A 26,064-nucleotide genomic window follows, 5' to 3' on the forward strand; every position below is an offset into this window, starting at 1 on the left:
GCGACATGCATAGACAGGAACTCATCAAAAAATGGCTGGCGGATTTGTACCCGGGGCAGGACATCGGGCTCGAATTCGCCGCCGCGGATGCCGACTTCCGGCGCTACTTTCGTGCGACCTGGCCGGATGGCGCGAGTTGCATCGTGATGGATGCGCCGCCGGAAAAAATGAGCACCGACGCCTATGTGCAAGTGCGCGATGTTTTCGCCATGGTTAATGTTCCCAAGCTGCTGGCCCGTGATCGCGAACAAGGTCTGTTATTGCTGGAGGACTTGGGCCGGGTGACCTATCTGGCGGCCTTGGAGCATGATGGGCGCGAGCAGGTGCAGCGCCATCTGCTGCTGGAGGCGCTGGATACCTTGGTGGAGATTCAATCCGCTAGCCAGCCGGGGGTGTTGCCGGAATACGACGAAGTGCTGCTGACGTGCGAGTTGAATCTGTTTCCGGAATGGTTCTGTGCCAAAGAATTGGGACGACCGTTGAATGTTGCCCAGCGTCAGTTGTGGGACGCTGGGGTCAAGGCCTTGCTGCCGGTGTTGCTGGCCCAATCCAAGGTGTTTGTGCATCGGGATTTCATTGTGCGCAATCTGATGCTGACCCCAGGGAAGCCCGGGGTGTTGGATTTCCAAGACGCGGTGTACGGCCCTGTGAGCTATGACATCGTCAGCCTGTTGCGCGACGCCTTTATAGAATGGGAAGAGCCTTTTGTGCTCGATATCGCGATCCGCTATTGGGAAAAGGCGCGCGCCGCCAGCCTGCCGGTGCCGGCGGAGTTCGATGTTTTCTATCGTGATTTCGAGTGGATGGGGGTGCAGCGCCACTTGAAAGTGGCTGGCATCTTCTCGCGTTTGTTCCATCGAGACGGCAAGGACAAGTATCGCGAGGAGATTCCGCGTTTCATCAAATATCTGAAACGCACCACTCGTCGTTACCAGGAACTGGCGCCGTTCTATCAATTGCTGCTGCAGTTGGTGGGCAAGGATCAGACCGACGAAGAACTGCAGTCGGCCTATCCGGTAATGAGTTACAAGGGGTGAGCATGCCTAAAGCCATGATTCTGGCCGCCGGCCGCGGCGAGCGAATGCGGCCGCTGACCGACCATGCGCCGAAGCCCTTGTTGGCCGTGGGCGGCAAGCCCTTGATTGTTTGGCAGATCGAACGCCTGGTGGCTGCGGGTTTCGCCGATATCGTGATCAATCACGCCTGGCTTGGGGCGCAGATTGAACGGGCACTGGGTGACGGCGGCCGCTTTGGCGCACGTATCGCTTACTCCGCCGAGGGCAAGCCATTAGAGACCGCCGGTGGCATCGCCAAAGCCTTGCCCCTATTGCGAGAAGGCAGAGAGCGCGCCTTTCTGTGCGTGGCGGCGGACATCTACACCGATTATGACTATGCCTGCCTGCTGCCGCGGCTGGACGCGCTGGAGCGGCGGGAAGAGCCGGGAATGTACCTGGTGATGACCGATAATCCGGACTTCCACGCCGGTGGCGATTTCGCGCTGGCACCGGATGGGGGCTTGCGAGCCGACGGCGAGCGCAAACTGACTTTCTCCAGCATCGGTCTTTACGATACCCGTATGTTTGCCGGGCTTCCCGCGGGCCGTTTCGCGCCGATGCGCCCGTTCTACGATGCCGCGATCGCGGCGGGGCGGGCCAGCGGCGAGTACTTCAACGGCGTCTGGCACAATGTAGGCACGCCGCAGCAATTGCAGCAGTTGGATGCGCAATTGCGCGCCGGTCCGGGCTGAGGAAATGTCGGCTTCGTCTCTTCCCGGCGCGCGTCGTATTCTCGGCATCGATCCCGGCAGTCGCATTACCGGCTTCGGGGTGATCGATTTGCTGGGGCAGCAGCGCCATTATGTGGCCTCCGGCTGCATCCGCACGCCGCAGGGCGCGCCCTTGAGTGAACGCATACGCGTGATCGTCGACGGCTTGTTCGGCGTGATCGATACCTACCGGCCGCAGGCGGCGGCGGTAGAGCAAGTGTTCGTCAACGTTAATCCCGCTGCCACGCTGATGTTGGGTCAAGCGCGCGGCGCCTGCATTACTGCGCTGGTGTTGAGGGATTTGCCGGTGGCGGAATATACCGCGCTGCAGGTCAAGCAGTCCGTCGCAGGTCACGGCAAGGCCGCCAAGGAGCAGGTGCAACACATGGTGGTGCGTATGCTGAATTTGTCCGGCACGCCCCAGGCCGATGCCGCCGATGCGTTGGCGGTGGCCTTGGCGCACGCCAACCTCAGCGCCGGAGCCTTAGGCCAGCTGGCGCAAAGCGGCCTGAAAATTCGAGGCGGCCGGCTGGTGTAGCCGGCGTGCCTGTAATCGCTTGAAGAAAGAACCCGAACATGATTGGACGCCTGAGCGGCAACCTCATCGAAAAACTCCCTCCGCAAGTGGTGCTGGACGTCAACGGAGTCGGCTATGAAATCGATGTGCCGATGACCACTTTTTACCAACTGCCGGCTCTGGGTCAAAAAACCACGCTGTTCACCCACCTGGTGGTAAGAGAAGACGCCCACCTGCTGTTCGGCTTCGCCAGCAAGGAGGATAGACAGACCTTCCGGCAATTGGTGAAGGTAACCGGCATCGGCGCCAAGATCGCCCTGGCGATCCTCTCCGGCATGACTACCGACGACTTGGCGGTGGCGGTGGCCAGCGAGGATATCAAACGCCTGTCCGCGGTGCCGGGCATCGGCAAGAAAACCGCGGAACGCCTGGTGCTGGAGTTGCGCGGCAAATTGGCCACCGGCAGCAATCTGACCGCCCCGGGAGGCCTGGCTTTCGCCGCCACGCCGGATGAGAAGGGCGACATCGTCAACGCCTTGTTGGCGCTGGGGTACAACGAGAAGGAGGCTGCCGCCGCCACCAAGGGCTTGCCGGCTGACGTGACGGTGAGCGAGGGCGTGCGTCTTGCCTTGAAGAGTCTGATGAAGTTTTAAGAACCTGTTTACGATCTTGCGAGCAAGAGCGAGACAAGGCGAAAACGAGCGAAAAAGCGGAATGTACACGTGGTACATGAGCATTTTGAGCTTGTTTTTAACGCCGTATCGCCGAAGCGCAGCAGACTTTGAACAGGTTTAAGACCCGCGAACAAAACCCCTGATCCTGCGTTGCGCCTCCTTGTCGTACGACTGGTACTGCCTGCGTCGGCACGCCTTGGCTCAGGTGGACTGCGAGGTTTTGCTAGTGGCTCTAAGAGGGACCGCGGTGTGCGTTGGCCTCGCATAAAAAAAGCCGCCCAGAAGGGCGGCGAATGGAGGCGGGCACACATGCGTGTGTTCCTTGGGACGACTCCGGGTAAAGCGAGTATCGGCGCGACAGGTCAGGGCAAGCGAGCCAGGCGGGTTGCGCGCCGATGAATGAAAGCGGAATTAGCCAGCGGCTTTGAGAGTGACGTTGGTGCGCACCGAGGTCACGCCCGGCACGCGGGAGGCTTCTTCAGCTACGCGGCGCAGCGCTTCTTCGCTAGGCGCGGTGCCATTCAGGGTGACTTCGCCTGCTTTCACACTGGTCTGGATATTGGCGCCAACCTGAGCCGCGGCTTTGGCGACGGCTTCCTGAACCGCCTGGTTCAGACCGGTGGCTGCGCTTGGCGTAGCTTCGGCGATAAACGCTTCAGCAGCGCTGGCGTCGCCTTTGGCTGCGGTGGCGCGCTGGGCTTGCTCGGCCGGGGCGCTGGCGTCGCCTTTGGCTGCGGTGGCGCGTTGGGCTTGCTCGGCCGGGGCGCTGGCGTCGCCTTTGGCTGCGGTAGCGCGCTGTGCTTGCTCGGCCGGAGCGCTGGCGTCGCCTTTGGCTGCGGTGGCGCGTTGGGCTTGCTCGGCCGGAGCGCTGGCGTCGCCTTTGGCTGCGGTGGCGCGTTGGGCTTGCTCGGCCGGGGCGCTGGCGTCGCCTTTGGCTGCGGTAGCGCGCTGGGCTTGCTCGGCCGGAGCGCTGGCGTCTTGAGCCGCCCAGCTGGCGCCGGTGAACAGGGAAGTCATCAGAGCAATGGCAAGAGTGGATTTCTTCATGGGATTAACCTTTTTGAGAGAGTGAGTCACATCGCTTGCGCTTGAGTCTGTCGCGCTTCGATCATTTGCGCTCTCCCTATGGCAAAAGGCGTGCCAGCTTTGATTTCTTATTATTTTTCAGGGGCTTGTGTTTTTTGTGGCTGGAGTTGGCTTGCAGGATGCGGCTATTCTGTCGCTGTTTGGCGACAGGGTGGAGGGGGAAAAGGGTAGGGCTTTGATTTCGCTGTGATTTTACCTGTCGCCGATTGGCGACAGGCGTTGGCGGCGCTTCATTTTATATCACGCCTGTCGCGTCGCCACGCTTATTCCAGCTTGAAGGCGGCGGGCGTCAGTTCGTGTTTTTGCAGCAAGCGATAAAACTCGGTGCGGTTGCGGTCAGCCAGTCGCGCGGCGTCGCTGACATTGCCTCCGGTCAGCCGCAGCAAGCGTTCCAGGTAGTCGCGTTCAAATTGTCGCTTGGCTTCCGCCAGCGTTGGGATCGCGCTTTCTTCGCTGGCGACGGCTTTCTGTACTTGCGCCAGCGTCACCAGAGAGCCGGTGGTCAGCACGCAGCATTGTTCTACCACATTGGCCAATTGCCGGATATTGCCCGGCCAAGGCGCGGCGCTCAGGTATTCCAGCGCGTCGGCGGCGAAACCGCTGACGGCTTTCTGATAGCGGGTGGCGATTTTTTCCAGGAAATGAGCTGCCAGCAGAGGGATGTCTTCGCGGCGTTCGGCCAGTGGCGGCAGGCGCAGCGACACCACGTTCAGGCGGTAGAACAAGTCCTCTCGGAAGCTGCCTTCCTGGATCAGCGCTTCCAACTCGCGATGCGTGGCCGATACCAGACGGATATCCACCGGGGTCGCCCGGGTCGCGCCGACCGGACGCACTTCGCGTTCCTGCAGCACGCGCAGCAATTTGACCTGCAGAGGCGGCGGCATGTCGCCGATCTCGTCCAGGAATAGGGTGCCGCCGTCCGCCTGTTGGATCAGGCCGGTCTGACGCGCGTTGGCGCCGGTGAACGAGCCTTTTTCATGACCGAACAGCTCGCTTTCCAGCAGATTGTCCGGAATCGCTCCACAGTTGACCGCGATGAAAGCTTGGCCCGCACGCGGGCTGGCCAGGTGAATGGCTTTGGCCAGCACTTCCTTGCCGGTGCCGCTTTCGCCGCGCAGGAGCACGCTGGCGCCGGTGGCTGCGACCATGCGGGCCTCGGCCAGCAGTTCCTCCATCGCCGGGCTGCGGCTGACCAGACCAGAGCGCCAGTCGGCCGCGGCTTGGTCGACGGGGCGGCCAGGGCCCGCCAGCGACAAGCCCTGGGCCACCTTGTCCAGCAGCGCCTTGCCGTCGAAGGGTTTGACCAAGTAGCCGAACACGCCGCGGCTGACAGCCTCCACTGCGTCCGGCACCGTGCCGTGGGCGGTCAGTAAAATCACCGGCATCGCAGGGTAGCGCTGGCGGACTTGTTCAAATAGCTCCAAGCCGTCCATGCCGGGCAGGCGCCAGTCCGTCAGCAATAAGTCGGCGCGGCGAGCCGCTAGCGCGTTTAGCGCCGCCTCGGCGCTGTTTAGCGCCTCAACCTCGTAGCCGGCGGCGCCGAGCCGCAGTCCGAGCAAGCGCAATAGGTCGGGATCGTCGTCGACCAAGACGATGCGGGCGATGGCGCTCATGGCTGGCCTCCTTTGGTTTTGCTGGGCTTCAGCTGGAGTTCGCGTTCGACTTCGCGCAGGGCGTTGAGCTTGCCGCTTAGATCGTCGTAGCGTTTCTGCAGGTCGCGGTTCTGCGCCTGTTGCCGCTCCAGCGCTTCCGCCAGCTTGCGCCGTTCTTGAAACTGTTGGAGCTGCAGCCGCGCAAGACCTAGGCTGGCCGGGTCCAGGTTGTCGGCCTTGGCGAGCAGGCTCTCCAACTGAGTCAGTATTTTTTGCGTATCGGCGCGGTTCTCCGCCGTTTGCGCTTGTTGGAGCAGAGACAGCAAGCGGCTGCTGCCGCAGCTTTCCCGTCCGGTCAGGGACAGGGCCTGGATTTCCCGCGTCTGGTTCAGCAGCAGCAGGACTTGATTGGCGTCCGGACAACGGATGATGGGCGCGGCCGGCGCGGCGGCCGGCTGACGCTGATGAGCGCAGGCGCTCAGGACCAGCAGGCTGCAAAGCCAGAGCAGCCGTCGTGTGTTGAGGGTCAAAAGGCAAAGTGTCTTCATGTCTTGTTCTCCGGTTCCGGCCACTGAAGGCGGAAGCAGGCGCCGTTCTGGGGCGTGGGTTCCAGCGTTAGTTCGCCTCGCATCAATTGGGCGAAACCGCGCGCCATCGCCAGGCCCAGCCCGGTGCCGGGCAATTCGTCCGGCGGCGGCGAACCGCTCCAGAACGGCTCGAAAATCTTTTCTCGATAGGCTTCCGGCACGCCGGGGCCTTGATCGCTGATTTCCAGCCAGACGCCGCCGCCATCGCGGCCGTGGCGGATGTTCAAGGCGCTGCCGGCGGGGCTGTGGCGAATGGCGTTGATTAATAGGTTGTCCAGAATGGTCTCTACTTTAGAGCGGTCGCCGTTGACCCGCTCCGCGTCGCCCTGGACTTCGGCGGCGAGACGTTTGGCTTGCAGCAGAGGACGACAGACCTGCAACCGTTCCGTAATCAGCGCCGGCAGATCGAAGGTTTCCACGGTTAGCGTCTCGGACAGCCATTGGCCGGCATCATAGCGCAATAAGGCTTCCACGCGTTGGCGCAGGGTCTGCGCATTGTTTTGCAGGATGGCCACGATTTCCTGCTGTTGGGCGGATAGCCGTCCTATCACTTCTTCACGCAATAGCGCGGCGGCCTCATGGATGGCGGCCAGCGGGGTTTTCAGCTCATGAGAGGCCTGACGGAAGAAACGGCCTTTCTGTTCTTCCAGCGCCGCCAGCCGGCGGTCCAGTTGGGCCAGCTCGCGGGCCAGTCGCTGCAGGTCGGCGGGGCCGGACTGGCGCCAGTCCTGCAGCCGCGCGCCATCGCTCATCCGCGCGATCTTGGCTTGCAGCTTGCGTAGCGGCCAACTGATCAACAAGGTCATCGCCAGCGCCAGCGCCAGCGCGGAGGCTAGCGACAACCAGGCCAGACGGTCGGCGGTGCGGCGCATCTCGGTGATCGAATCCTGCCATTGACGCTGGCTCTGTTCCAGTTGGCGGTTGATCAACTGGCCCTGCGCCGTCAGGTGCAGGTCCAGCTGGCGGAACAAACGGTCGCGTTGCGCGCCTGCGGGCGCGGGCAGGGCCTGGAGCTGCGGCTGGATCGCCAGAATGGCCCGGGCGCTTAGCGTCAACTCGTCGTCGTCGCCGCGTTGCAACTTGCGTTGCGCCAGTTCGATCTCCTGCCAGGCGCCGGCGGCGGTTTTGGCCAGCGCGCGGTCTTTCAGGATCTGGGCCTGGCGGGTGGCGCGTTCGAATTGAATGGATTGTTCGCGCGATACGCGGTTGGCGTCCAGCCATTCCTTGGCTTGTTCCTGATGCGAGCGCAGCGTGGAGGCGGCGTGTCCCAACTCGTTGCGCAGCTGGATCAGCACAGCCGAGGGCACGACGGCGACGATCAGAAAGCTGGCCAGCAGCAGGCTGCGGAAAGAAATGAAACGAAGCATGATGGGGTCGGCGGCGTCGCCGCGGGCGTTAGCCCGCGGCTAAGGGCAAAGATCAAGCAGACAGCGGGGAGGCGGCTAAGTTCTGTGTGGAAATCCATTCGGCCAGCTCAGCCACGCTCAAAATGGGCAGCGCGTGCCGCCGCGCGTAATCCGCGATTTGCGGGCCGCGCATCATGCTGCCGTCCGGGTTCATCAGCTCGCACAACACGCCGGCGGGTTGGAAGCCGGCCAGCCGCGCCAGCTCCACAGCGGCCTCGGTGTGGCCGCGGCGGCTCTGCACGCCGCCTTCTGCAGCCACCAGCGGAAAGACATGGCCGGGACTGACCACGTCCCCTGCCTGCGCTTGCGGGTGGACGGCTGCCTGAATAGTACGCACCCGGTCGGCGGCGGATACGCCGGTGGATACGCCCTGCGCGGCTTCGATGCTGACGGTGAAGGCGGTGCCGTAGCGGCTGCCGTTGCGTTGGGTCATCGGAGGCAATTGCAGCCGTGCGGCGTGCTCGGCGGTCAGGCACAGACAGACGATGCCGCTGCAATCGCGGATCAGACGCGCCATTTCGGTTTCGCTTAGCGTATCGGCGGCTAGAATCAGGTCGGCTTCGTCTTCGCGGTCGTGGTCGTCCGGAACGATGACCGGCAAGCCGCGGCGCAAGGTGTTCAGCGCCGTTTCGACGCGTTGGGACAAGGTGTCGGGATGTGTGGCGATACTCATGGAAACGGTCCTCGGGTCGTTTGAGAAACAGGTTCCAGGGCGTGAAAGGGCCGGCGCAAGCCAACCCGCGCGCGCAGGCGCGCAGCGAACACGCCGCGGGCGCGCGTAGCGCGGCAGGCGGCTATGTCGTCTTCTCTCATCCGGACTATTACCGTCGGCTCTGGCCTGTCACCAGATCTGCTGACCTTCCGCCGGGAAGCGGAAGCGCTCGCGGGCTCGATCTTGCGATCATACCGCCGGTGGGGAATTGCACCCCGCCCTGAAGACGTTGCGTTGGCTCGCCGCGATGGGCGGGCCAGCGGCGATTATAGCGCGGTGGTAAGATTGGACATTCGTTTTTTTGGCCGGCGGCTGACACCATGATTGAAACCGACAACCTGTACGGCGGCGCGCCCGAGCCCCGCATCGTCACCCAGCAAAGCCTGTCCACCCAGGAGGAGGCGCTGGAGCGCGCTTTACGGCCCAAACTGTTGGACGAGTACGTTGGCCAGAAAAAGGCGCGCGAACAGCTGGAAATCTTCATCGAGGCGGCCAAGCGCCGCAGCGAAGCGCTGGACCACGTGCTGCTGTTCGGCCCGCCTGGGCTGGGCAAGACTACCTTGGCGCATATCGTGGCCCGCGAAATGGGCGTCAATCTGCGGCAGACCTCCGGACCCGTGTTGGAGCGGGCCGGGGATTTGGCCGCGCTGCTGACTAATCTGGAACCGCACGATGTGCTGTTCATCGATGAGATTCACCGGCTGAGCCCCGTGGTGGAGGAAATCCTTTACCCGGCCTTGGAGGATTATCAGATCGACATCATGATAGGCGAGGGGCCGGCGGCGCGTTCAGTCAAGATCGATCTGCCGCCGTTTACTCTGGTGGGCGCCACCACTCGTGCCGGCATGCTCACCAATCCGCTGCGCGACCGCTTTGGCATCGTCGCGCGGCTGGAGTTTTACAACGCGGAGGAACTGACCCGCATCGTCAACCGTTCCGCTGGCTTGTTGAACGTCAAACTGGCCGACGACGGCGCGTTTGAAGTGGCGCGCCGCAGCCGCGGCACGCCGCGCATCGCCAACCGGCTGCTGCGCCGGGTGCGTGATTACGCCGAAGTCCGGGCCGACGGCGTGGTCAGCTCCCAGGTGGCGGACGCCGCGCTGGCGATGCTGGACGTGGACCCGGCCGGCCTGGACGTGATGGACCGCAAGCTGCTGCAAGCCATTTTGGAGAAGTTTTCCGGCGGGCCGGTGGGCTTGGACAACGTCGCGGCAGCCATCGGCGAGTCCACCGACACCATCGAGGACGTGATCGAACCCTTCCTGATCCAGCAAGGCTATCTGCAGCGCACCCCGCGCGGTCGGATGGCGACGGCGCTGGCTTATCAGCACTTTGGTTTGCCGTTGAGAGATTGACGCGCAGAGCCCCGGCCTTGTCGCTTGCGAGCATCCGCATGGCCATCCGCTGATCGCCTGCGCCGGCGCGCAGGCGTACAATTCTGACTTTCACGCATTCCGCTGCGGCGGGGGATGATTATGTTTTACGCTTTGTTCGGCCTGACCTTGGCGGTGGCGATCGCCACTTCGATATTCACCGCGCGGTTTTTCGATCCGGCGGTCAACAAGATTCTAGCGCGGGTCCTGGGGCGTGATTTGACGGACGCCTGGCGCAAGTACATCTTCTTCGCCATCGTGGTCACCGGCGTTTCCGGCGGGGTGCGGCAGTGGTCGCTGGAGAAGTACTTGCCGCCGACCGCGGGCAAGGGCAGCACCGTGATGGAGCTGACCGGCGAACGATGGTTGCTGGAGTTGTTCAACACTTTCATCGATACGCTGCGCTCGATTGCTTGGGTTATGTTGTTGTTCTTCCTGTGCGCAATGCTGGCCTATGTGATCATGAAGGCGGTGGAGATGCGTAAAGGCGAGCGGCCTCCCGAAGAATGAAAAAATCCCGACCATGGTCGGGATTTTTCGTTGAAACGGGGCCTGGCTCAGCGGCCGATCTTGATCTGCGACCACAGGCGGTTCAAATCGCGGCGGGATTTCACGTCCAGATCTTTCAGCGCCACGTACTTGCCCTTGGCCGGCTTCAGCATGATCACCGGATTGGCCTTGATCTGCGGTTTGAAGAAAGCTTCGGCCGCTTTGACCGGGTTGGTCGCGCCGATCTGGTTGGAGATTTCGGCGGCGTTCTTGCCATCCAGCATGAAGTTGATGAAGCGGTGGGCTAGGTCCGGCCGCGGAGCATCCTTCAGAATCACCATATTGTCCACCGCCAGGATATTGCCTTCCTTCTGTGGCTGGTAGCCCAGTTTGAACGGTCGTTTGGCGTGCTGCGCGTCCTGTTGCGCTTGGAACAAATCGTTGGAATAGCCGTGGGCCACCCAGATATTGCCTACGGTCAGTTCCTTGATGTAGCTCTGGTTGTTGAAGGCGGCCCAGTAGGGCTTGGCCTTGCGGATCACTTCGGCAGCGGCTTTCCAATCGGCGGGATGGGTGGAATTGGCATCCTTGCCCAGGTAGAGCAGGGCGGCGGACATCAGCTCGCGCTGCGAGTCCAGTACGGTGACCCGGCCCTTGATTTTTGCCAGCACCGCCGGGTCGAAGATCAAGGCCCAGCTGTTGGCCTGCGGCAACACGCCGGCTTTTTGCAACTGGGTTTCGTTGTAGCCGAGCAAGGTCAGCGACACCACGGTGGGCGCTGCCACCTTGTTGCCGGCATCGAACGGCGCGTTCAGCTTCAGGTAGCCTGAATTGAGGTTCTTCCAGTTGGGCAACTGCGCCTTGTTCAGCGGCTGGGTTTTGCCTTGCTTGATCAGAGTGCTGACGGCGAAGGCGGTGGGGAAGACCATATCGTAGCCTTTGGCGCCGGCGGCCAGCTTGGCCAGCATCTCCTCGTTGTCCCCGTAATAGTCCTGCACCAGCCGGCATTTGCACGATTGTTCAAAACGCTTGGCGGTGTCTGCGGATAAGGCGTTGTTCCAGTTATAGATATGGAGTACGTCCTCGGCCATTGCCGAGCCCCAGGTCAGAGCCAGAAGCGCCGAAAGGGCCAGCTTTTTCATACGCGTGAATCCTTTAGTTCAAAGAATGGAATGGAAAAACGAAGACGTAGCGGAGGCGTCGAGGCGCTGCCGCATTCGTTATAAAGCGACCATATTGTCGCGATGGATCAGTTCCGGTTCGATCATATAGCCGAGTGCGGCTTCAATCTCCCGGGTGGGCTTCTGCATGATGGTGCGCGCTTCGCTGGAGCTGTAGTTGACCAGGCCGCGCGCGACTTCCTTGCCTTCTTGATCGACGCAGGCCACCGCCTCGCCGCGGAGAAAATCGCCTTCCACCGCGCAAACGCCGATGGGCAACAAACTGGTGCCGCGCTCCCGCACCGCCTGCGCCGCGCCGGCGTCCAGAACCAGGCGTCCGGATAATTTCAAATGATCGGCCAACCATTGCTTGCGCGCCGCCATGCGGTTGGTGGGCGGCAGCAACTGGGTGCCGATGCCCTCGCCGTCCGCCAAGCGCGGCAGCACCTGATGCTCGCGGCCGCAGGCGATCACCGTGGCCGCGCCGCTGCGCGCCGCGCGCTTGGCGGCGAGAATCTTGGTGATCATGCCGCCGGTGCCCACGCTGGAGCCGGCGCCGCCGGCCATTTCTTCCAAACGTGGCTCGCCGGCAATGGCTTCATGGATGAATCCCGCGTCGGGGTGTTTGCGAGGGTCCGCGCTGTACAGGCCTTGCTGATCAGTGAGAATGATCAGCGCGTCGGCCTCGATCAGATTGGTGACCAGCGCGCCCAGGGTGTCGTTGTCGCCGAAGCGAATTTCATCGGTGACCACGGTGTCGTTTTCATTGATGATGGGCACCGCGTTCAGGTTCAACAGGCTCGTCAACGTGGAGCGGGCGTTCAGATAGCGGGTGCGGTCAGCCAAGTCCTCGTGGGTCAGCAGGATTTGCGCGGTCTGCAAGCCAAAGCCGCGAAAGGCGGTTTCATACGCCTGGCACAGGCCCATCTGGCCCACTGCGGCGGCGGCCTGCAATTCATGCACGCCCTTGGGGCGCACGGTCCAGCCCAGTCGTTGGCAGCCTTCGGCAATCGCGCCGCTGGAAACCAGCACCACCTGTTTGCCGCGCCGTTTCAATTCGGCGATTTCCGCCGCCCAGCGATTGAGCGCCGCCATATCCAGGCCCTTGCCGTCATTGGTGACGAGACTGGAGCCGACTTTGACCACAATCCGGTCCGCGGCGTGAATAACCGAGCGCATCCAAAACTCCATGAGTCAAAACGATAGATGCGGGGGAGTTTACCCGAAAAAGAGCATGTCGGACCGTCTCCGGCGGGGCGGAGATCCGATGGCGGCAAAGCGGCGCCATCATGGTGTCGGCAGCCTGTTGATTACACGGGCTTTGATGTGGACCGCGCAATTCGGCAGGGTCCGCGGCAAGATAAAAGCTTGATCTGAGTCAGAAATGCTCGCTATCGCGGTATTCCATGATTTGGAAAAGCGGAGTCTGCGTGTGTAAACGCGATACCCGGATCAGGCTTTCCCCTTCGCCATCATGTAGGCGGAATTCGCGTAACTGGCTATACGGGCGTCCAGCCATCAACAGCAGTCTGGGCATTCCCGCTGGCGTGGCCAGCAGCAAGGCGAACTGAAAGTGATCGCCGGGATGCGTAATGCTGGGCATGGCCAGCGCGGGCTGGGGCGGCCCGCCGATAAACTCCACCCCGCATTCGATTTCCCGTCCATCCGCGCGAAGCGCAACCCAGCGGGCGATGCCGAGCTTAGCGTTCTCCGGCTGATTTGGCGGGGTGACCAGCAGCAGTTCCCCTGCTCGTAGGGATTGATCCCGCGGTTGGCCGTGCAGTAGCAAGCCGGTATCGCTCTGATTGGATATGGCCAGCAAGCAGGGCGGCGGCGGCGGCCGGTGGCGAGGCGTGTCCTCTTCCGTGGAGATGCCGGGCAACTGCCAGCTCAGATCGTTGCGGTGGAACCAGATGCCAGGCAGTGCCGCGACGATTTCGATGATGGTTTGAGTCTTGAGCCGCGGATGACGGCGACGTTTGGGTTGATGCCATTCTTCCACCAGCAAGGATAGCAACTGCAATTCGTCTACCATCAGGCCTTGCTGGCGATTGTTCTGCGCTTTTTGCAGTGCTTCTCGGCTTTTCTCCAGGATGTCTCTGAGCGGCTCCAGATCTAGCAGAAAGCAGCCGGGGCCCAATTTGCTTGCGGAAATCGGCAGAAAGCGCGGCGGAGAGTCGATTTGTTGATCCACCAGATAGCCATGCACTGGCTGGGTCAAGGCCTCCACCGGAATCAGTTGGGCCTTGGCTGCTAGATCGAAGATCAGCTGTCGCGATAAGGCTTGCTCGGTGGGGGCGAGGCGGTTACTGGGGGTCAGCCCCATCAATAGAATCTGCAAGTAGATGGTATGGATGGAGTCATCGTTGGCCAGGCCTTTGTCTTGCCAGCCGTGGCCGCTGGCGAAGACATGCAACTGGTGGCAGTCGTACCAAAAGTCCGGGGTGATCGGACTATAGCATTGCTGGCTGATGCTCAGTAGCTGGCGCGCCGCCATCATGGTGTAGGCCATCAGCTCGATTTTAGGGTGCTCGCGATCAAGCAGACCGCGTTTGGCAAGGCGGTCGTGCAGAGTCTGTTTGAAAGTGATGAAAATCAGAGCGAACAGCTCGACGCTCAGCAAGGCCAGCTGGCGTACCTTTGGCGTCCCTAAACTGTCGTGTTGGCGAATCTCGTTTTCCAGCAGCGGGTAATAGCGATCCACCGCTTTCAGGTACAACTTCAGGAGCTTGTGGCGCAAATGGCTGTCCAGTGGAACTCGGGACAGGTTTTGCATGGACTGGCTCAATAAGCGTCCGCATTCGGGCAGATCGGTGAAAGGCAGCCGCTCCAGCCATGCCGCTACACTATCCGGTTGAGTATTTATCAGCAGAGGATCCATAGTTTGTTCTGGCAGGGTGGGCGGCGGCATGCAAGGCGATTCACAATGTAAATTGTGCCGTTTCCATGCTATGGGCACTCACCCCGCCATGGCAAGGCGGATCACGGCAAAGCGATGCTTTGGCCGTCGGCGGTGTTGGATGCGCGCGCCAGTTCCTCCAGAGTGGCTTCGGTGGCGGCGATCAGAAAGGCCATCTCCTCCTCGGTGATCGTATAGGGGGGCATGAAATACACGGTGTTGCCGATGGGGCGCAACAGGCAACTACGGCGCAGCATCGCGGCAAAACAGGCTTGGGCGAAGTCGGCGCGGGAAGTGTCGACTTCGAAAGCCCAGATCATGCCCTTGTGGCGGAAGTTCCTGACGTCCGGGCGAGCTTGCAAGCCCGCCATCATCGTATTGAAACGCTGGGCTTTAGCGGCATTAACCGCCAGGACATCCTCCTCCGCGAAGATATCCAGAACCGACAGCGCCGCGGCGCATGCCAGCGCATTGCCGGTATAGCTGTGTGAATGCAAGAAACCGCGAGTGACATCATCGTGGTAGAAGGCCTGATAAATCGGGCTGCTGGTCAACACGCAGGAAAGCGGCAGGAAACCGCCGGTGATGCCTTTGGACAGACAGAGGAAGTCCGGCATGATGTCGGCTTGCTGGTAGGCGAACAGGCTGCCGGTCCGGCCAAAGCCGACGGCGATTTCATCCGCGATCAAGTGTACTTGGTATTGGTCGCACAGTCGGCGTAGCTCGCTCAGATAGAACGGGTCGTACATCGCCATCCCGGCCGCGCCTTGCACCAATGGCTCCACGATGACCGCGGCGACTTCTCCCGCATGCTTGGAGAGCTGGTTTTCCAGCGCCTGGGCCGCTCTGTGTGCTACATCAGCAGCGCTTTCGCCAGGCAGTGCGCGGCGGGCATCAGGTGACGGTGCGCGCAGGCCTGGCCTCAGCAAGCCGGCGTAGGTGCTGGAAAACAAGGGAACATCGGTGACGGCCAGGGCGCCCACGGTTTCACCGTGATAACTGTTTTCCAGGCTGATAAAGCGGGTTTTGCCCGCTTGCCCTTGGTTGCGCCAATAGTGAAAGCTCATCTTGAGCGCAATTTCCGTGGCGCTCGCGCCGTCGGATCCATAAAACACATGGGCCAAGCCGCTGAGCTTGGCCAGACGCTCCGACAACTCCACTACGGGCTGATGCGTAAAACCAGCCAGCATCACGTGCTCCAGCGTGTCGAGCTGATTCTTGATCGCCTGCTTGATACGCGGATGACCATGGCCAAATAAATTGACCCACCAGGAACTGACCCCGTCCAGATAGCGCTTGCCGTCGAAGTCGCTCAACCATACGCCGTCCGCGCTGGCGATAGGGACGATGGGCAAAGCCTCGTGACGCTTCATCTGTGTACAAGGGTGCCATACGGTGTTGAAGCTGCGCTGCAGCCAGGTTTGGTTATCGCTCATCTCTGTTCTATGTATTCAAATCAAGAGTTTGATGCTATCACAGGGAGGGAGAAGGCTGCGGACTGCCCAAAAACGTCACATTCCTACCTGCTGCGCTATTTATGGCTAGCGGAATTAGTAGGAAAGAGAGTGGGGAAGGGGCTGGCATACTTTCTGCATGAACCGCTCTCTATAAAACAAGCCCTGGAGTCGAGTGATGAGGAAGGAGGCTGGTTTTACTTTGATTGAACTAATGATTGTTGTCGCTATTATCGGCATTTTGGCTGCGATTGCGATCCCAGCGTACCAGAACTATGTGATTCGAGCCAAAGTGGCGGAAGGCTTGACCTATGCGGATCAGGCCAAAACCTCGGTCTCAGAATACTATCTGGCTGGCAATACTTGGCCAAGCACTAATGCTAGCGCGGGTTTGCCGAATACTTTGGCAGGAAATTATGTCAGTAATGTGCAGGTTGGAATCAGTAGTGGAGTGAGCACTGTGACTGTGTTGTTTAATAGCAGTGTGGTCTCAGGCCTGACTGTGATCTTTACCCCTGTAGCTAGTGGTGGTACTGTTGCTTGGTCGTGCTCAACCGGTGCGGCTTATGCTCAATATGTGCCTTCGTCTTGTCATTAAATGGAGCATGTAATGCAAAAATCCCAACAAGGTTTTACTCTTATCGAACTGATGATAGTGGTAGCTATCATTGGTATTCTGGCCGCAATTGCCATTCCCGCGTATCAGGATTACACAAAGCGGGCCAGGGTTTCAGAAGGCTTAAGTTTGGCTTCTGCAGCAAAAACAGCAGTTGCTGAATTTTATGCCTCAAATGGCTCTTTTCCGGGATCTAATACATCTGCTGGTCTGCAGGCAACGATCAGTGGTAACTCGGTAACCAATGTGCAAGTTGGTACGAGCGGTGTAATTACGGTTACCTATAGCACCACATTGATTGATGCTAATAAGAATCAATTGACACTGACCCCTGTTGCATCAGGTGGTTCGATTACTTGGACGTGCGGAGCTTCCGGTACTAGTGCACTTAGCCCTCAATGGCTTCCAGCTAACTGCCGTGCCGGCAACTGATACTAAAAAAACTTGCATCAAAGGGGGGGTGCCATTCGGCACCCTTTTTGCTATGGATAAAAACATAAAATTGCTTTCATTTTTTTTGACAGCATTGGCGATCTCTTTACCGTTCATGAGCTGGTTGCGTTATGCGCCACTGCCTGATTGGGTGTCAGATGCTTCTGCATTTGCATTGCTTGGTTTGGCCATGCTCTGCTTATGTTTTTTAAAATTGGAAAAAGTATACGTTTCCTGGCTTGAATTGGTTTTGTTAGTTGTTGCTATAGTGATGTTGCAATCAGTTTTCTATAGTCAGCTTGCTATTGTTTTTGTTGGTTTGGTTTTGTTTGTTGTGTTGCTGCGGAGCTGTTTGAAGTCGTCTGATATTAATTCTTTGATTGAGGTGCTAGCTAAGGTTGTTGTTGTATTCGCGCTGCTGCAATCTTTTGTTGGTATTTTTCAGGCGTTAAGGATGGGGCAGTATTTTTATGGGTTTATTGTTTATAGTCCAAGCTCTTTAGAGGTGGTTGGAAATGTTGCGCAGCGGAATCAGTATGCGCATTTCCTTTTTTGGGGGGTTCTGTCAGCTTGTTATTTGTATGCGATAGGTCGCATGCGATACAGATTCGTTTTACTTTTTTTGCTGCCAGTGATTTTGGCAATTTCTTGGTCTGGAGCTCGTTTGCCCTTGGCTTATATGTTGTTGACCTTGATGTTGGTGTGGTACTGGTATCGAAGCTTGGCGGATTATGGAAAAGGCCGTAGTGAGGTAAAGTCGTTTGCTTGGGCTGTAGTGGGGGCGGCGCTATTGATGTTTTGCTTTCAACTTTTGAATAGCGAGATTATGCTGCTACTAAGTAAAGTAGGCCTCCCTATTAATGTTGTTAGCGGCTCAGATCGTATCATGGATGGTGGCTTGGGGGCACGGAGGCGGATTGAGTGGACAAAAGCGTGGCTGGTTTTTATGGGGCATCCATGGTTTGGCGTTGGATGGGGAGGGTTTGCTGCAGAGACGGTAAAGATGGAATGGTTTTCCGGTTTGCCTAAACAACCAGAGAGCTCGCTTTTTACTCATAGTCATAACCTGTTTTTCCAGTTGCTGGCTGAGACCGGTTTATTTGGGACTGTTCCTGTAGCGTTGGGTTTATGTCATCTGTTTTTTAGATTGTTGAAGAAGGTGAAGAAGGATAAAGAAAGTCTTTGGTTGTGTTGTGTTTTTGTGGTGATTTTAGTGCATAGCATGTTTGAGTATCCCATGTGGTATATGCCTTTTTTAATTATGTTTATTTTGATTTGTGCTTTGGTGAAAGGTGGTGAGTGGAGTGTTTCGCTTCGCCCTAGGTTTGTGAAAGGATTGTCATTTTTATTTGGAGTGGGTTTTTTGTTATATTTTCTAGTGGGATTAAATTATTTTTGGACGATTGTTCAATATAGTGCTCCGTCATTAAATGAAAAAGATAATGTTGTTCGATTGGAGGGTCTGTCAAATATTGGAAGGAATCCATTCTGGGCAAGAGATGTGGATATGGCATTGGCTAATTATATGGTGCCTACAAGTGAAAAACTGGATATAAAACTTGCTCATTTTGAAATGCTGGCCCGTTACCGTCCATACCCTAATGTGCTACTCAAGTTGGCGATATTGCGGGCTCTGGGTGGCGACGAGGTGGGGGCGAATAAATCATTAAAGATGGCAATCGCTAATTATCCAGACTATGTGAATGGTTTTGTAGGTATGTTAGCCTCTCAAAATAGTCCCCAAGTTGTCCCTCTGAGACAGCTGGCTATGGTTGCTGCTCAAGCATACGCCCAACACCCTCCTCATAGTGAGGCCGCGCAGTTGGCTGCAGTGATGACCGTGACCGCCCCCGTTACACGCAAACCGCTGTTTTGACCGCCAGGATACGGTTTGTTTGAGCGCGTGCTTGCGGTATCCTGCGTCCTCCATCTAGCAAACGACAGCCGTAATATGAGCGCTCAAAGATTTTCCACATACGTGGCGATGCTGGCTCTATGCCTCATCGCCATCCTGCCTTTCGCCTCGCGCATTCACTATGTGCCGTTGCCGCAGTGGTTTGGCGAAATCAATGTGGTCTGGCTGCTGCTGGCGGCGGCGGTTTTCTTGTTGCCCAGCGGGGGATTGTTCCGGCGCATGCCGCGCAGCGCCTGGTGGTGTCTGGGCATGGGGCTGCTCTGGGCAGGGCAGCCGTTTTGGGTGGATGCGCTGTTCCCAGGGATGAATTACGCCACCGCCTTGGCCTGGCTGGCTGCCGCTTTGCTTGCGGCTGTCACCGTGTCTTTGCGCGAGGAAATGGGGGAGCGGCCGTTTGCGGTTTGGTTGGCTTGGGCCTTGATCATTGGCGGCTTGGTGCAGGCGGCGATAGGCGTGGCTCAGCTGACGGGTTACGCCGCGGAGCTGGGCTTGTTCTACGATGGCTCTCACCCCACCAGCAATATCTTTGGTCATATCGGCCAACGCAATCAATACGCACATTATTTGATGTGGTCGGTGGTGGCTGGGGTGTACTTGTATGCAGCTGACCGGCTGCCACGCTGGGGCTTGGCTATTCTCGTGCTTGGCCTGGCTTTGATGCTGGGGTGGGCGGGTTCGCGCACCATTCTGTTGTACCTGGTGGCCCTGTCCGGGCTGGCGGCGCTCTGGCATTGGCGCATCGGCAGTGCGGAATCACGCCGGATGCTGTGGGCGATGTGGCTGTCTTGTCTGGTAGTGTTGGCGATGCAGTTCGCCCTGCCTTGGTTCAATCAGTTGATTTCCTGGCTGACGCATGAAAACTTGCAAAACACTTCCGGTCTCGCCCGCTTGGCGGCTAACGGCGACGATATGGGGTCGCGGCGCTTCGCTGAAATGCATAAAGCATGGCTGAGCTTCCAGTCGCATCCGCTGACGGGGGTGGGTTGGTCGCAGTTTGCCGCGGAGAGTGTGCGTTTGCAGCCGCTGCCACAATTTGCCGCATCCGGTTTCAACAGCGGTTTGTTTACCAACTCCCATAACCTGATCCTGCAATTGCTGGCCGAGATGGGGGGCGTGGCGACTTTGCTGATCGTCGGCGGCTTTGTCTGGGTGCTGTGGCCGTTCTTTGGTCGTCGCGCCACCCTGGAAGGGGTGTTGGCCTTGGGCTGCTTGGCGGTGACCCTGACGCACAGCATGCTTGAGTATCCACTGTGGTATTACTACTTCCTGGCGATGCTGGTGATCTTCGCCGCTATGGCGCCGCGGGGTGATCGTCAGCTGGCTTGGCCGCTGCGTCTGCCATTGTTCGCGGCGCTGGTTTGGGTGGGTTGGTTGTCAATCAGTAGTCTGTCGATGTTCTGGGAGCTGGTGGGCCTTTATACGCCGACTAATGATGCCAAGCGCGATGCTGCGAGAATGGAGCGGCTGATCGAGATCGCCGACACTAAACCGTTATTCGCCTACCACGCACTTTACACCGTGGATGACTACTTGAAAGTTGGGCCGGAGCAGCTAGAGAGTAAATTGGCGCTGGAGAACCGGCTAACCGCATTCCGTCCCTATCCGGAAGTGATGTTGAAACGCGCGCAGCTAGAGGTGTTGGCCGGAAAACAAGCTAAGGCGGAGCAGACCCTGCAGACGACGCTGGCCTCTTTTCCGACTTACGCCGGTGTGTTCCTGAATACCCTGGATGACGATAGGGCGGAATGGGAACCTCTGCGCGTGGTGGCTCGCGCAGCTTACGCCAAGTTGCCGGCCAAGTACCAGACCATGCCCGAATAAGCCCCTTCGATGATGGGACACAAAAAAACCACAGGCCTTTGCCTGTGGTTTTTTATTGAGCGGGGAAGGGTTCAGCCTTCGATCACCACGCCCTGACTGAGCGCGGTCTTCATCTTGCCCAGTGCCTTGGCCTCAATCTGACGGATACGCTCAGCGGATACGCCGAATTCGGCTGCCAGCTCATGCAGCGTGGAGCCGCTGTCGTCGGCTAGCCAGCGCGCTTCAACGATGCGGCGGCTGCGCGGGTCCAGAGTGGCCAAGGCCTGCTGCAGGCCTTCGGTCTGCAGATGGTCGAACGCGCGGCGTTCAAGCTCGCGGGTTGGCTCATTGTGATGGTCCGCCAGCCAGTCGATCGGCGCGTAGCCGTCGTCGTCATTGTCGTCAGCCAGCAAGGCGACGTCCTGGCCGCTCATACGGGTTTCCATTTCGCGGACTTCTTCCGGCTTGACGCCTAGATCGGCTGCGATTTGGCGGGCCTCGTTTTCCGACAGCGCGGAGAAACTGCTCTTCATGCTGCGCAAATTAAAGAACAACTTACGCTGAGGCTTGGTGGTGGCAATGCGCACCAAACGCCAGTTGCGCAGGATGAATTCGTGAATCTCGGCCTTGATCCAGTGCACGGCAAAAGAGAACAGGCGCACGCCGCGATCGGGTTCGAAGCGCTTGACGGCCTTCATCAGGCCAATATTGCCTTCTTGAATCAAGTCGGCTTGCGGCAAACCGTAACCGGAGTAGCCGCGGGAAATTGATACCACCACGCGCAGGTGCGAGAGCACCAGCTGGCGCGCGGCTTCCAGGTCGTTTTGCTCCTGAAAGCGCGTTGCAAGCTCGTTTTCCTGCTCAGGCGTCAGCATGGGTACGCTGTTAACAGCTTGGATGTATTGCTCCAGGCTGCCGCTGGTGGACGGGACGGGCAAAGCAAATGTTGTGGTCATCTGTATAACTACCTCCTTGGGTAGTGATATGTTAGCACTCGTATATGGAGAGTGCTAGCAATGAAAGGTTCCAGCGTCAATGATTTTTCCTATCGGCTCGATAGTAACGCAGCCGATGCGCCGACGCTCTCTGCTCTGATTAACAGTTGTTGCGCTGCTTACATGCGCTGGCAAGCGGCCGCGTTTCATTTGGGTTCTATCTTGCGTAGATGATGGTCGGAAGCGAGGCGGGCACCCAGCATCGCCAGTAGGGCGGAGACGGCGACGGCGACGGCCAGTTCGACCGGGCTCAGATTGCGCAGCTCCACCCGTTCGCCGTACAACTGGGCGAATTCGCGAATCGCCGGGTTGGCGACCGAGGTCAACCAGCCTGTCAGCGCCCAAGCGGCCAAGCCAGCCAGGATGCCTTGCCACATCGCGTGGTACATGAAAGGGCGGCGGATGAAACTGTCCGGCGCGCCTATCAATTTAGAGACCTCGATTTCGTCCTGCCGCGCCAGGATCTGCATGCGGATTGCGTTATTGGTCACCAGCACCAGCGCCAGTCCCAGGGCGATGCCCATGAACCAGGTCAGATGCTTGCCCATTTCCACCATGCCGTACAGGCGTTTTGCCCAGTCTGCGTCGAACTGCGCTTGTTCCACCATGGGCAGGCCGGACAGTTCCTTTTGCAGCATCTCCAGTTCGCGGGGCTCCAGCGCCTTTGGCGTGACGACGAAGGCGTCCGGCAGCGGGTTGCTGTCCAGGCCATCGGCCAAACCCGGCAGGCCGTTGCGTTTCTCCATGTCCGCCAGCGCCTTGTTCTTGCTGACGAAGCTGTAGCTCTTGACCTTGGGGTGATGGGTCAAGGTGGAAGTGACCGCGGCGAGATCCGCTTCTTCCGATGACTGCTCCATGAACAAGGTGATTTGCGGCGTGGCGCTCAAGCGGCCCACCCAGTCCTGCACGCTGCTGACGGTCAAATAAAGCGAGAGCGGCAAGGCCAGCGCCAGCGACAGCATCAGCAAGGTCAAAAAGCTGCCGAAAGGTTGGCGCAAAATTTTGATCAGCGCTTGCTTGGCGCTTTGCCAGTTCAGATAGAGATAATGTTTCATGCGGCAAATTGTCCTTCCCGCAGGCGAATGATTCGGCGGCCGTAGTCTTCCATCAGGGTTTCATCGTGAGCGGAGATGAGCACCGTGACGCCCACCTGGTGGAAGGATTTGAACAATTCCATGATGTCCAGCGCATAAGCGCGATCCAGATTGGCCGAGGGTTCGTCGGCCAGCAGGATGCTGGGGCGGTGCACCACGGCTCGGGCGATGCACAGGCGCTGTTGTTCTCCGCCTGACAGACGGATCGGCATGCTCTTTTCCTTGCCGAGCAAACCAACCTTGTCCAGCGCTGCGCGCACGCGCTTGGCTGCGTCGCGGCGGTCAAAGCCGATAATGTCCAAGGGCAGCATCACATTGTCGAACACGCTGCGATCGAACAGGATCTTGTGATCCTGGAAGACAAGGCCGATGTGTTGGCGCACGTAGGGAATCTGGCTGGAGCGCAGCTTGGACAGATTCTGGCCGTTGACCACCACGCCGCCCGCAGTGGCGCGCTCTATGCCGGCGATGAGCTTGAGCAAGGTGGATTTGCCTGCGCCGGAGTGACCGGCGAGAAAGACCATCTCACCGGTATCAATGTTGAAAGACAGGTTTTTCAGAGCTTCGTTGCCACCTGGGTAGCGCTTGGTGACCTGGTCGAACTGGATCATTATTCTGTTCCCGCGTTAGCTGGTGACGGCAAGAGTGAGAGCTTGCAATGGCTGATGCGTTCAGTCGAACAGCGCGTCGATGTAGTCCTTGGCCTTGAACGGCCGCAGGTCGTCTATGCTTTCGCCCACGCCGACAAAGCGCAGCGGAACGGGGCGTTGCTTGGCGATGGCCGCGATTACGCCGCCCTTGGCGGTGCCGTCCAGCTTGCTCAAGATTAGCCCGGTCAGGCCGAGGGCGTCGTCAAAAGTCTTGACCTGAGTGATGGCGTTCTGGCCGATATTGGCGTCCAGAACCAGGATGATTTCATGCGGCGCGTCTGGCAAAGCCTTTTGGATTACCCGCTTCACCTTCTTGATCTCTTCCATGAGGTGCAGTTGGGTGGGCAGGCGGCCCGCGGTATCTGCCAGCACGATGTCGATGCCGCGGGCGACCGCGGCTTGAATCGCGTCGTAGCAAACGGCGGCGGAGTCGCCCCCTTGCTGGGCGATCACGGTGACGTTGTTGCGCTCGCCCCAGGCCATCAGCTGTTCGCGCGCGGCGGCGCGGAAGGTGTCGCCGGCAGCCAGCAACACGCTCTTGCCCTGGCTTTGGTAGTACTTGGCCAGCTTACCTATCGATGTAGTCTTGCCGGCGCCGTTGACGCCGGCCATCATGATGACGAAGGGTTTCTTGCCGCTAACGTCCAGCGGTTTTTCCAGTGGCGAGATCAAATCGCTGAGCGACCCTTTTAATGCGTCTTTCAGTTCAGAAGCATCCTTCAGCCCTTTCAGCGAAACACGCTCGCGCACGTCGTCGAGCAGGTGCTGCGTGGCGTCCACCCCCATGTCGGCGGTGAGCAGAATGGTTTCCAGTTCCTCGTACAACTCTTCGTCGATCTTGCCGCCGCCAAACAGACCAGCCAGGGATTTCCCCAGCTTGTCGCGGGTTTTTGACAGGCCGGCTTTCAGGCGTTCCGCCCAGCTCATTTTTTTCAGAGAAACCTGAGGGGGCTCGGGCGGCGTATCGGCGCGCGTCGAGGCTGGGACGGCTTCGGCGGGTGCTGCCGAGGAGTGCTGCGGCTCGGGCGCGCGTGTTTCCGGTTGTTGGATGGCAGGGGCGGCCACTTCGGGCGGGATGATGGTTTGAGCGTCGGCCGCAGGCTCCGTTTGGACTGTTGTCGGGGGCGTGGGCTCGGACTGGGGTTTTCTTTTGAAGAAGCTAAACATGCGTTAAGGCCGGCAGAATTCGGTAAATGGCTAAATTGTATCCTCAAATGGAGATGCGTACCCAATTGTTGCAGCGCAGAGGCGGGTGGGGCTATGGGATCGTTGAAATCTATATATAAGGGATAGATGGTTTTTTGTGGCGCGAGGTGCGACAGATAGCGGCCGGTTTGCGCGACAATGAGGCGCAATGACGCGGATCGGGTTACACTCAGCCCCTTGTTTTTTGAGCTTGGAATTATGAGTCAGTCGCGTAACACGGTCAGAATCATAGGTGGCGAGTATCGGCGCCGGCTATTGCCGTTTCCCGACGCTCAGGGTTTGCGGCCAACGCCGGACCGTGTGCGGGAAACCTTGTTCAATTGGTTGGGCCAGCAACTGTACGGCAAATCCTGTCTGGATCTCTTTGCCGGCAGCGGGGCGCTGGGCTTCGAGGCGGCTTCTCGCGAAGCGCGTCGCGTGGTGATGGTGGAGAAGTCCCGCACGGTGGCCGAGTCCCTAAAGGCCAACCGGCAATTGTTGTCGGCTGCTAGCATCGATGTGGCGCAGTTCGACGCCTTGGCGTATCTGAAGGCCTGCCGGGAGCGTTTTGACCTCGTTTTCGTCGACCCGCCGTTTGACTCCGATTTGCTGGCCCAGGTTTTGCCTATGCTGGCTCAAGTGATGAGCGAGGACGGTCTGGCATATATCGAGAGCCGCCGCTGGCCCGAGGAATTGCCGGGCTGGGAGGTGCTGAAGCGGGCCAAGGCCGGCCAGGTGCATTACGGTTTGTTGCGCCGGGCGGCGGAGCCAGGCTGAGCGGTTTGTTCGCCGCGCTCTCATAAATATATAACGGGGCGAACTTGCGAGCCCGACTGTCGGGTGACAGAATTCATGCTGTGGAATACTTGAGGAATTTACTATGTCTTTGATGATTACCGACGAATGCATCAACTGCGACGTCTGTGAGCCGGAGTGCCCCAATAACGCGATTTCCCAGGGTGAGGAAATCTATCAAATCGACCCCAATCTGTGCACCCAGTGCGTTGGCCACTACGACGAACCGCAATGCCAGCAGGTCTGTCCGGTCGATTGCATCCCCCTGGATCCGTCTCACGAGGAGACGCAGGAGGCGTTGCATCAGAAGTATCTGCGGATTTCTGGGCAGGCGTGAACTGCTAAGCTTTTGAATTTATTGAAAGCGCCCCAGGCTTGCCGGGGCGCTTTGCTTTTGTCCGCAAAATAATTGGAAAAAAATGCAAAAACCGGTTGACGGCCATCGGGGCTATCTATAATATTCGGGTCTCTTTCAGGAGGGATTCCCGAGCGGTCAAAGGGATCAGACTGTAAATCTGACGGCTCAGCCTTCGAAGGTTCGAATCCTTCTCCCTCCACCAGAATTTAGCGTCTTGGCGTGTGCGACGAAAGTTGCTCGAGGTTGTTGTTGCAGGCGGGTGTAGCTCAATGGTAGAGCAGAAGCCTTCCAAGCTTACGACGAGGGTTCGATTCCCTTCACCCGCTCCAAGCGTGTAGCCTGTTTGAAGGGCCCATGTAGCTCAGGGGTAGAGCACTCCCTTGGTAAGGGAGAGGTCGGCAGTTCAATTCTGCCCATGGGCACCACCATTTACTTTGTGTTGTTTCGTATCCAGGAAATTTTGCCATGGCTAAGGAAAAGTTCGAGCGGACTAAACCGCACGTAAACGTC

General features: G+C 59.0%; 25 protein-coding genes, 3 tRNA genes and 1 riboswitch. Of the genes, 15 read left to right on the forward strand and 13 right to left on the reverse strand.

Going from position 1 to position 26,064, the window contains the following annotated elements; translation table 11 throughout:
• Nucleotides 1-5 precede the first annotated feature (5 nt).
• From amgK to ruvA, 4 genes are read left to right on the forward strand one after another with little or no spacing between them, the layout of a single operon-like run.
• Nucleotides 6-1,037 (forward strand): N-acetylmuramate/N-acetylglucosamine kinase AmgK, encoded by a 1,032-nt coding sequence (amgK, locus tag ACUXV1_RS17340; protein WP_446016014.1) that lies wholly within the window; start codon nucleotides 6-8, stop codon nucleotides 1,035-1,037.
• A 2-nt stretch (nucleotides 1,038-1,039) separates the two neighbouring features.
• The gene (gene murU / locus ACUXV1_RS17345) at nucleotides 1,040-1,747 is read left to right on the forward strand and encodes an N-acetylmuramate alpha-1-phosphate uridylyltransferase MurU (protein ID WP_446016013.1); all 708 of its coding nucleotides are present in this window, start codon (nucleotides 1,040-1,042) and stop codon (nucleotides 1,745-1,747) included.
• Between the two features lie 4 nt (nucleotides 1,748-1,751).
• Entirely contained in the window at nucleotides 1,752-2,303 is a 552-nt protein-coding gene (ruvC, locus tag ACUXV1_RS17350) for a crossover junction endodeoxyribonuclease RuvC (protein WP_019100527.1), read from the forward strand.
• A gap of 38 nt (nucleotides 2,304-2,341) precedes the next feature.
• Nucleotides 2,342-2,935, forward strand: coding sequence for a Holliday junction branch migration protein RuvA (ruvA, locus tag ACUXV1_RS17355; RefSeq protein WP_019100526.1), 594 nt, complete (start codon nucleotides 2,342-2,344; stop codon nucleotides 2,933-2,935).
• 432 nt (nucleotides 2,936-3,367) lie between these two features.
• Here the strand turns inward: ruvA and ACUXV1_RS17360 are convergent, their stop codons facing one another.
• The 5 genes from ACUXV1_RS17360 to ribB all read right to left on the reverse strand — a co-directional run bounded on the left by ACUXV1_RS17360 (nucleotide 3,368) and on the right by ribB (nucleotide 8,300).
• On the reverse strand, nucleotides 3,368-4,003 hold the full coding sequence (locus ACUXV1_RS17360) for a BON domain-containing protein (RefSeq protein WP_446016012.1): 636 nt from the start codon (nucleotides 4,001-4,003) through the stop codon (nucleotides 3,368-3,370).
• Between the two features lie 302 nt (nucleotides 4,004-4,305).
• Entirely contained in the window at nucleotides 4,306-5,655 is a 1,350-nt protein-coding gene (locus tag ACUXV1_RS17365) for a sigma 54-interacting transcriptional regulator (RefSeq protein WP_279720856.1), read from the reverse strand.
• Nucleotides 5,652-6,182, reverse strand: a complete 531-nt coding sequence (locus ACUXV1_RS17370) for a hypothetical protein (RefSeq protein ID WP_081574317.1) — start codon at nucleotides 6,180-6,182, stop codon at nucleotides 5,652-5,654. The genes ACUXV1_RS17365 and ACUXV1_RS17370 overlap by 4 nt, the downstream gene beginning before the upstream one ends.
• The gene (locus ACUXV1_RS17375) at nucleotides 6,179-7,588 is read right to left on the reverse strand and encodes an ATP-binding protein (RefSeq protein ID WP_114153055.1); all 1,410 of its coding nucleotides are present in this window, start codon (nucleotides 7,586-7,588) and stop codon (nucleotides 6,179-6,181) included. The genes ACUXV1_RS17370 and ACUXV1_RS17375 overlap by 4 nt, the downstream gene beginning before the upstream one ends.
• Nucleotides 7,589-7,640: 52 nt before the next feature.
• Nucleotides 7,641-8,300 carry a 3,4-dihydroxy-2-butanone-4-phosphate synthase gene (ribB, locus tag ACUXV1_RS17380; RefSeq protein WP_446016011.1) on the reverse strand — a complete coding sequence of 220 codons (660 nt, stop codon included), beginning with the start codon at nucleotides 8,298-8,300 and terminating at the stop codon, nucleotides 7,641-7,643.
• Nucleotides 8,301-8,424: 124 nt separating this feature from the next.
• A riboswitch (FMN riboswitch) is annotated at nucleotides 8,425-8,571 on the reverse strand.
• An 88-nt stretch (nucleotides 8,572-8,659) separates the two neighbouring features.
• Here ribB and ruvB point away from each other — a divergent pair.
• On the forward strand, nucleotides 8,660-9,694 hold the full coding sequence (ruvB, locus tag ACUXV1_RS17385) for a Holliday junction branch migration DNA helicase RuvB (protein WP_446016010.1): 1,035 nt from the start codon (nucleotides 8,660-8,662) through the stop codon (nucleotides 9,692-9,694).
• 120 nt (nucleotides 9,695-9,814) lie between these two features.
• The gene (locus ACUXV1_RS17390) at nucleotides 9,815-10,222 is read left to right on the forward strand and encodes a hypothetical protein (protein WP_446016009.1); all 408 of its coding nucleotides are present in this window, start codon (nucleotides 9,815-9,817) and stop codon (nucleotides 10,220-10,222) included.
• Between the two features lie 47 nt (nucleotides 10,223-10,269).
• On the opposite strand, the gene ACUXV1_RS17395 is transcribed toward ACUXV1_RS17390, so the two are convergent.
• From ACUXV1_RS17395 to ACUXV1_RS17410, 4 genes are all read right to left on the reverse strand, one after another.
• Entirely contained in the window at nucleotides 10,270-11,343 is a 1,074-nt protein-coding gene (locus ACUXV1_RS17395) for an ABC transporter substrate-binding protein (RefSeq protein WP_446016008.1), read from the reverse strand.
• A 78-nt stretch (nucleotides 11,344-11,421) separates the two neighbouring features.
• Complete coding sequence (gene proB, locus ACUXV1_RS17400; RefSeq protein ID WP_446016007.1) at nucleotides 11,422-12,540, reverse strand: glutamate 5-kinase; 1,119 nt, start codon at nucleotides 12,538-12,540, stop codon at nucleotides 11,422-11,424.
• Between the two features lie 199 nt (nucleotides 12,541-12,739).
• A complete protein-coding gene (locus ACUXV1_RS17405) occupies nucleotides 12,740-14,242 on the reverse strand; it encodes a hypothetical protein (RefSeq protein ID WP_446016006.1) in 1,503 nt (500 codons plus the stop codon).
• A 101-nt stretch (nucleotides 14,243-14,343) separates the two neighbouring features.
• The gene (locus ACUXV1_RS17410) at nucleotides 14,344-15,696 is read right to left on the reverse strand and encodes an adenosylmethionine--8-amino-7-oxononanoate transaminase (RefSeq protein WP_446016005.1); all 1,353 of its coding nucleotides are present in this window, start codon (nucleotides 15,694-15,696) and stop codon (nucleotides 14,344-14,346) included.
• 196 nt (nucleotides 15,697-15,892) lie between these two features.
• Between ACUXV1_RS17410 and ACUXV1_RS17415 the strand changes: the two genes are divergently transcribed.
• The 4 genes from ACUXV1_RS17415 (at nucleotide 15,893) to ACUXV1_RS17430 (ending at nucleotide 20,498) form a co-directional block, all read left to right on the forward strand.
• Complete coding sequence (locus ACUXV1_RS17415) at nucleotides 15,893-16,312, forward strand: pilin (protein WP_043641212.1); 420 nt, start codon at nucleotides 15,893-15,895, stop codon at nucleotides 16,310-16,312.
• A gap of 12 nt (nucleotides 16,313-16,324) precedes the next feature.
• The gene (locus ACUXV1_RS17420) at nucleotides 16,325-16,762 is read left to right on the forward strand and encodes a pilin (RefSeq protein ID WP_043641214.1); all 438 of its coding nucleotides are present in this window, start codon (nucleotides 16,325-16,327) and stop codon (nucleotides 16,760-16,762) included.
• Complete coding sequence (locus ACUXV1_RS17425) at nucleotides 16,713-18,638, forward strand: Wzy polymerase domain-containing protein (protein ID WP_446016004.1); 1,926 nt, start codon at nucleotides 16,713-16,715, stop codon at nucleotides 18,636-18,638. The genes ACUXV1_RS17420 and ACUXV1_RS17425 overlap by 50 nt, the downstream gene beginning before the upstream one ends.
• A 75-nt stretch (nucleotides 18,639-18,713) precedes the next feature.
• Complete coding sequence (locus ACUXV1_RS17430) at nucleotides 18,714-20,498, forward strand: Wzy polymerase domain-containing protein (RefSeq protein ID WP_446016003.1); 1,785 nt, start codon at nucleotides 18,714-18,716, stop codon at nucleotides 20,496-20,498.
• A 71-nt stretch (nucleotides 20,499-20,569) separates the two neighbouring features.
• Here ACUXV1_RS17430 and rpoH read toward each other — a convergent pair whose 3' ends face one another.
• The 4 genes from rpoH to ftsY form a co-directional block, all read right to left on the reverse strand.
• Nucleotides 20,570-21,433 carry an RNA polymerase sigma factor RpoH gene (gene rpoH, locus ACUXV1_RS17435; RefSeq protein WP_019102027.1) on the reverse strand — a complete coding sequence of 288 codons (864 nt, stop codon included), beginning with the start codon at nucleotides 21,431-21,433 and terminating at the stop codon, nucleotides 20,570-20,572.
• Nucleotides 21,434-21,618: 185 nt separating this feature from the next.
• A complete protein-coding gene (gene ftsX, locus ACUXV1_RS17440) occupies nucleotides 21,619-22,527 on the reverse strand; it encodes a permease-like cell division protein FtsX (protein ID WP_019102028.1) in 909 nt (302 codons plus the stop codon).
• Nucleotides 22,524-23,177 carry a cell division ATP-binding protein FtsE gene (gene ftsE / locus ACUXV1_RS17445; RefSeq protein ID WP_043592279.1) on the reverse strand — a complete coding sequence of 218 codons (654 nt, stop codon included), beginning with the start codon at nucleotides 23,175-23,177 and terminating at the stop codon, nucleotides 22,524-22,526. The genes ftsX and ftsE overlap by 4 nt, the downstream gene beginning before the upstream one ends.
• Before the next feature lie 60 nt (nucleotides 23,178-23,237).
• On the reverse strand, nucleotides 23,238-24,383 hold the full coding sequence (gene ftsY, locus ACUXV1_RS17450; RefSeq protein WP_446016002.1) for a signal recognition particle-docking protein FtsY: 1,146 nt from the start codon (nucleotides 24,381-24,383) through the stop codon (nucleotides 23,238-23,240).
• 237 nt (nucleotides 24,384-24,620) lie between these two features.
• Between ftsY and rsmD the strand changes: the two genes are divergently transcribed.
• The 5 genes from rsmD to ACUXV1_RS17475 all read left to right on the forward strand — a co-directional run bounded on the left by rsmD (nucleotide 24,621) and on the right by ACUXV1_RS17475 (nucleotide 25,979).
• Nucleotides 24,621-25,178, forward strand: coding sequence for a 16S rRNA (guanine(966)-N(2))-methyltransferase RsmD (gene rsmD / locus ACUXV1_RS17455; protein ID WP_446016001.1), 558 nt, complete (start codon nucleotides 24,621-24,623; stop codon nucleotides 25,176-25,178).
• 103 nt (nucleotides 25,179-25,281) lie between these two features.
• Nucleotides 25,282-25,533, forward strand: coding sequence for a YfhL family 4Fe-4S dicluster ferredoxin (locus tag ACUXV1_RS17460; RefSeq protein ID WP_019100314.1), 252 nt, complete (start codon nucleotides 25,282-25,284; stop codon nucleotides 25,531-25,533).
• Nucleotides 25,534-25,671: 138 nt separating this feature from the next.
• A tRNA-Tyr gene (locus ACUXV1_RS17465) sits at nucleotides 25,672-25,756 on the forward strand.
• Nucleotides 25,757-25,809: 53 nt separating this feature from the next.
• Nucleotides 25,810-25,883, forward strand: a tRNA-Gly gene (locus tag ACUXV1_RS17470).
• A 21-nt stretch (nucleotides 25,884-25,904) separates the two neighbouring features.
• Nucleotides 25,905-25,979: transfer RNA gene (locus ACUXV1_RS17475), tRNA-Thr, on the forward strand.
• Nucleotides 25,980-26,064: the final 85 nt, after the last annotated feature.

This window comes from Chromobacterium sp. W521, from assembly GCF_052805975.1.

Coding starts and splice junctions, on each gene's coding strand:
- ftsX (WP_019102028.1), bottom strand. CDS start 22,527: ATGAAACATTATCTCTATCTGAACTGGCAAAGCGCCAAGCAAGCGCTG.
- murU (WP_446016013.1), top strand. CDS start 1,040: ATGCCTAAAGCCATGATTCTGGCCGCCGGCCGCGGCGAGCGAATGCGG.
- ACUXV1_RS17415 (WP_043641212.1), top strand. CDS start 15,893: ATGAGGAAGGAGGCTGGTTTTACTTTGATTGAACTAATGATTGTTGTC.
- ACUXV1_RS17365 (WP_279720856.1), bottom strand. CDS start 5,655: ATGAGCGCCATCGCCCGCATCGTCTTGGTCGACGACGATCCCGACCTA.
- ruvC (WP_019100527.1), top strand. CDS start 1,752: ATGTCGGCTTCGTCTCTTCCCGGCGCGCGTCGTATTCTCGGCATCGAT.
- ACUXV1_RS17430 (WP_446016003.1), top strand. CDS start 18,714: ATGAGCGCTCAAAGATTTTCCACATACGTGGCGATGCTGGCTCTATGC.
- proB (WP_446016007.1), bottom strand. CDS start 12,540: ATGCGCTCGGTTATTCACGCCGCGGACCGGATTGTGGTCAAAGTCGGC.
- rsmD (WP_446016001.1), top strand. CDS start 24,621: ATGAGTCAGTCGCGTAACACGGTCAGAATCATAGGTGGCGAGTATCGG.
- ACUXV1_RS17410 (WP_446016005.1), bottom strand. CDS start 15,696: ATGAGCGATAACCAAACCTGGCTGCAGCGCAGCTTCAACACCGTATGG.
- ACUXV1_RS17420 (WP_043641214.1), top strand. CDS start 16,325: ATGCAAAAATCCCAACAAGGTTTTACTCTTATCGAACTGATGATAGTG.
- ftsE (WP_043592279.1), bottom strand. CDS start 23,177: ATGATCCAGTTCGACCAGGTCACCAAGCGCTACCCAGGTGGCAACGAA.
- ACUXV1_RS17405 (WP_446016006.1), bottom strand. CDS start 14,242: ATGGATCCTCTGCTGATAAATACTCAACCGGATAGTGTAGCGGCATGG.
- ACUXV1_RS17390 (WP_446016009.1), top strand. CDS start 9,815: ATGTTTTACGCTTTGTTCGGCCTGACCTTGGCGGTGGCGATCGCCACT.
- ACUXV1_RS17370 (WP_081574317.1), bottom strand. CDS start 6,182: ATGAAGACACTTTGCCTTTTGACCCTCAACACACGACGGCTGCTCTGG.
- ruvA (WP_019100526.1), top strand. CDS start 2,342: ATGATTGGACGCCTGAGCGGCAACCTCATCGAAAAACTCCCTCCGCAA.
- ACUXV1_RS17360 (WP_446016012.1), bottom strand. CDS start 4,003: ATGAAGAAATCCACTCTTGCCATTGCTCTGATGACTTCCCTGTTCACC.
- ACUXV1_RS17395 (WP_446016008.1), bottom strand. CDS start 11,343: ATGAAAAAGCTGGCCCTTTCGGCGCTTCTGGCTCTGACCTGGGGCTCG.
- rpoH (WP_019102027.1), bottom strand. CDS start 21,433: ATGACCACAACATTTGCTTTGCCCGTCCCGTCCACCAGCGGCAGCCTG.
- ACUXV1_RS17375 (WP_114153055.1), bottom strand. CDS start 7,588: ATGCTTCGTTTCATTTCTTTCCGCAGCCTGCTGCTGGCCAGCTTTCTG.
- ruvB (WP_446016010.1), top strand. CDS start 8,660: ATGATTGAAACCGACAACCTGTACGGCGGCGCGCCCGAGCCCCGCATC.
- ribB (WP_446016011.1), bottom strand. CDS start 8,300: ATGAGTATCGCCACACATCCCGACACCTTGTCCCAACGCGTCGAAACG.
- ACUXV1_RS17460 (WP_019100314.1), top strand. CDS start 25,282: ATGTCTTTGATGATTACCGACGAATGCATCAACTGCGACGTCTGTGAG.
- amgK (WP_446016014.1), top strand. CDS start 6: ATGCATAGACAGGAACTCATCAAAAAATGGCTGGCGGATTTGTACCCG.
- ftsY (WP_446016002.1), bottom strand. CDS start 24,383: ATGTTTAGCTTCTTCAAAAGAAAACCCCAGTCCGAGCCCACGCCCCCG.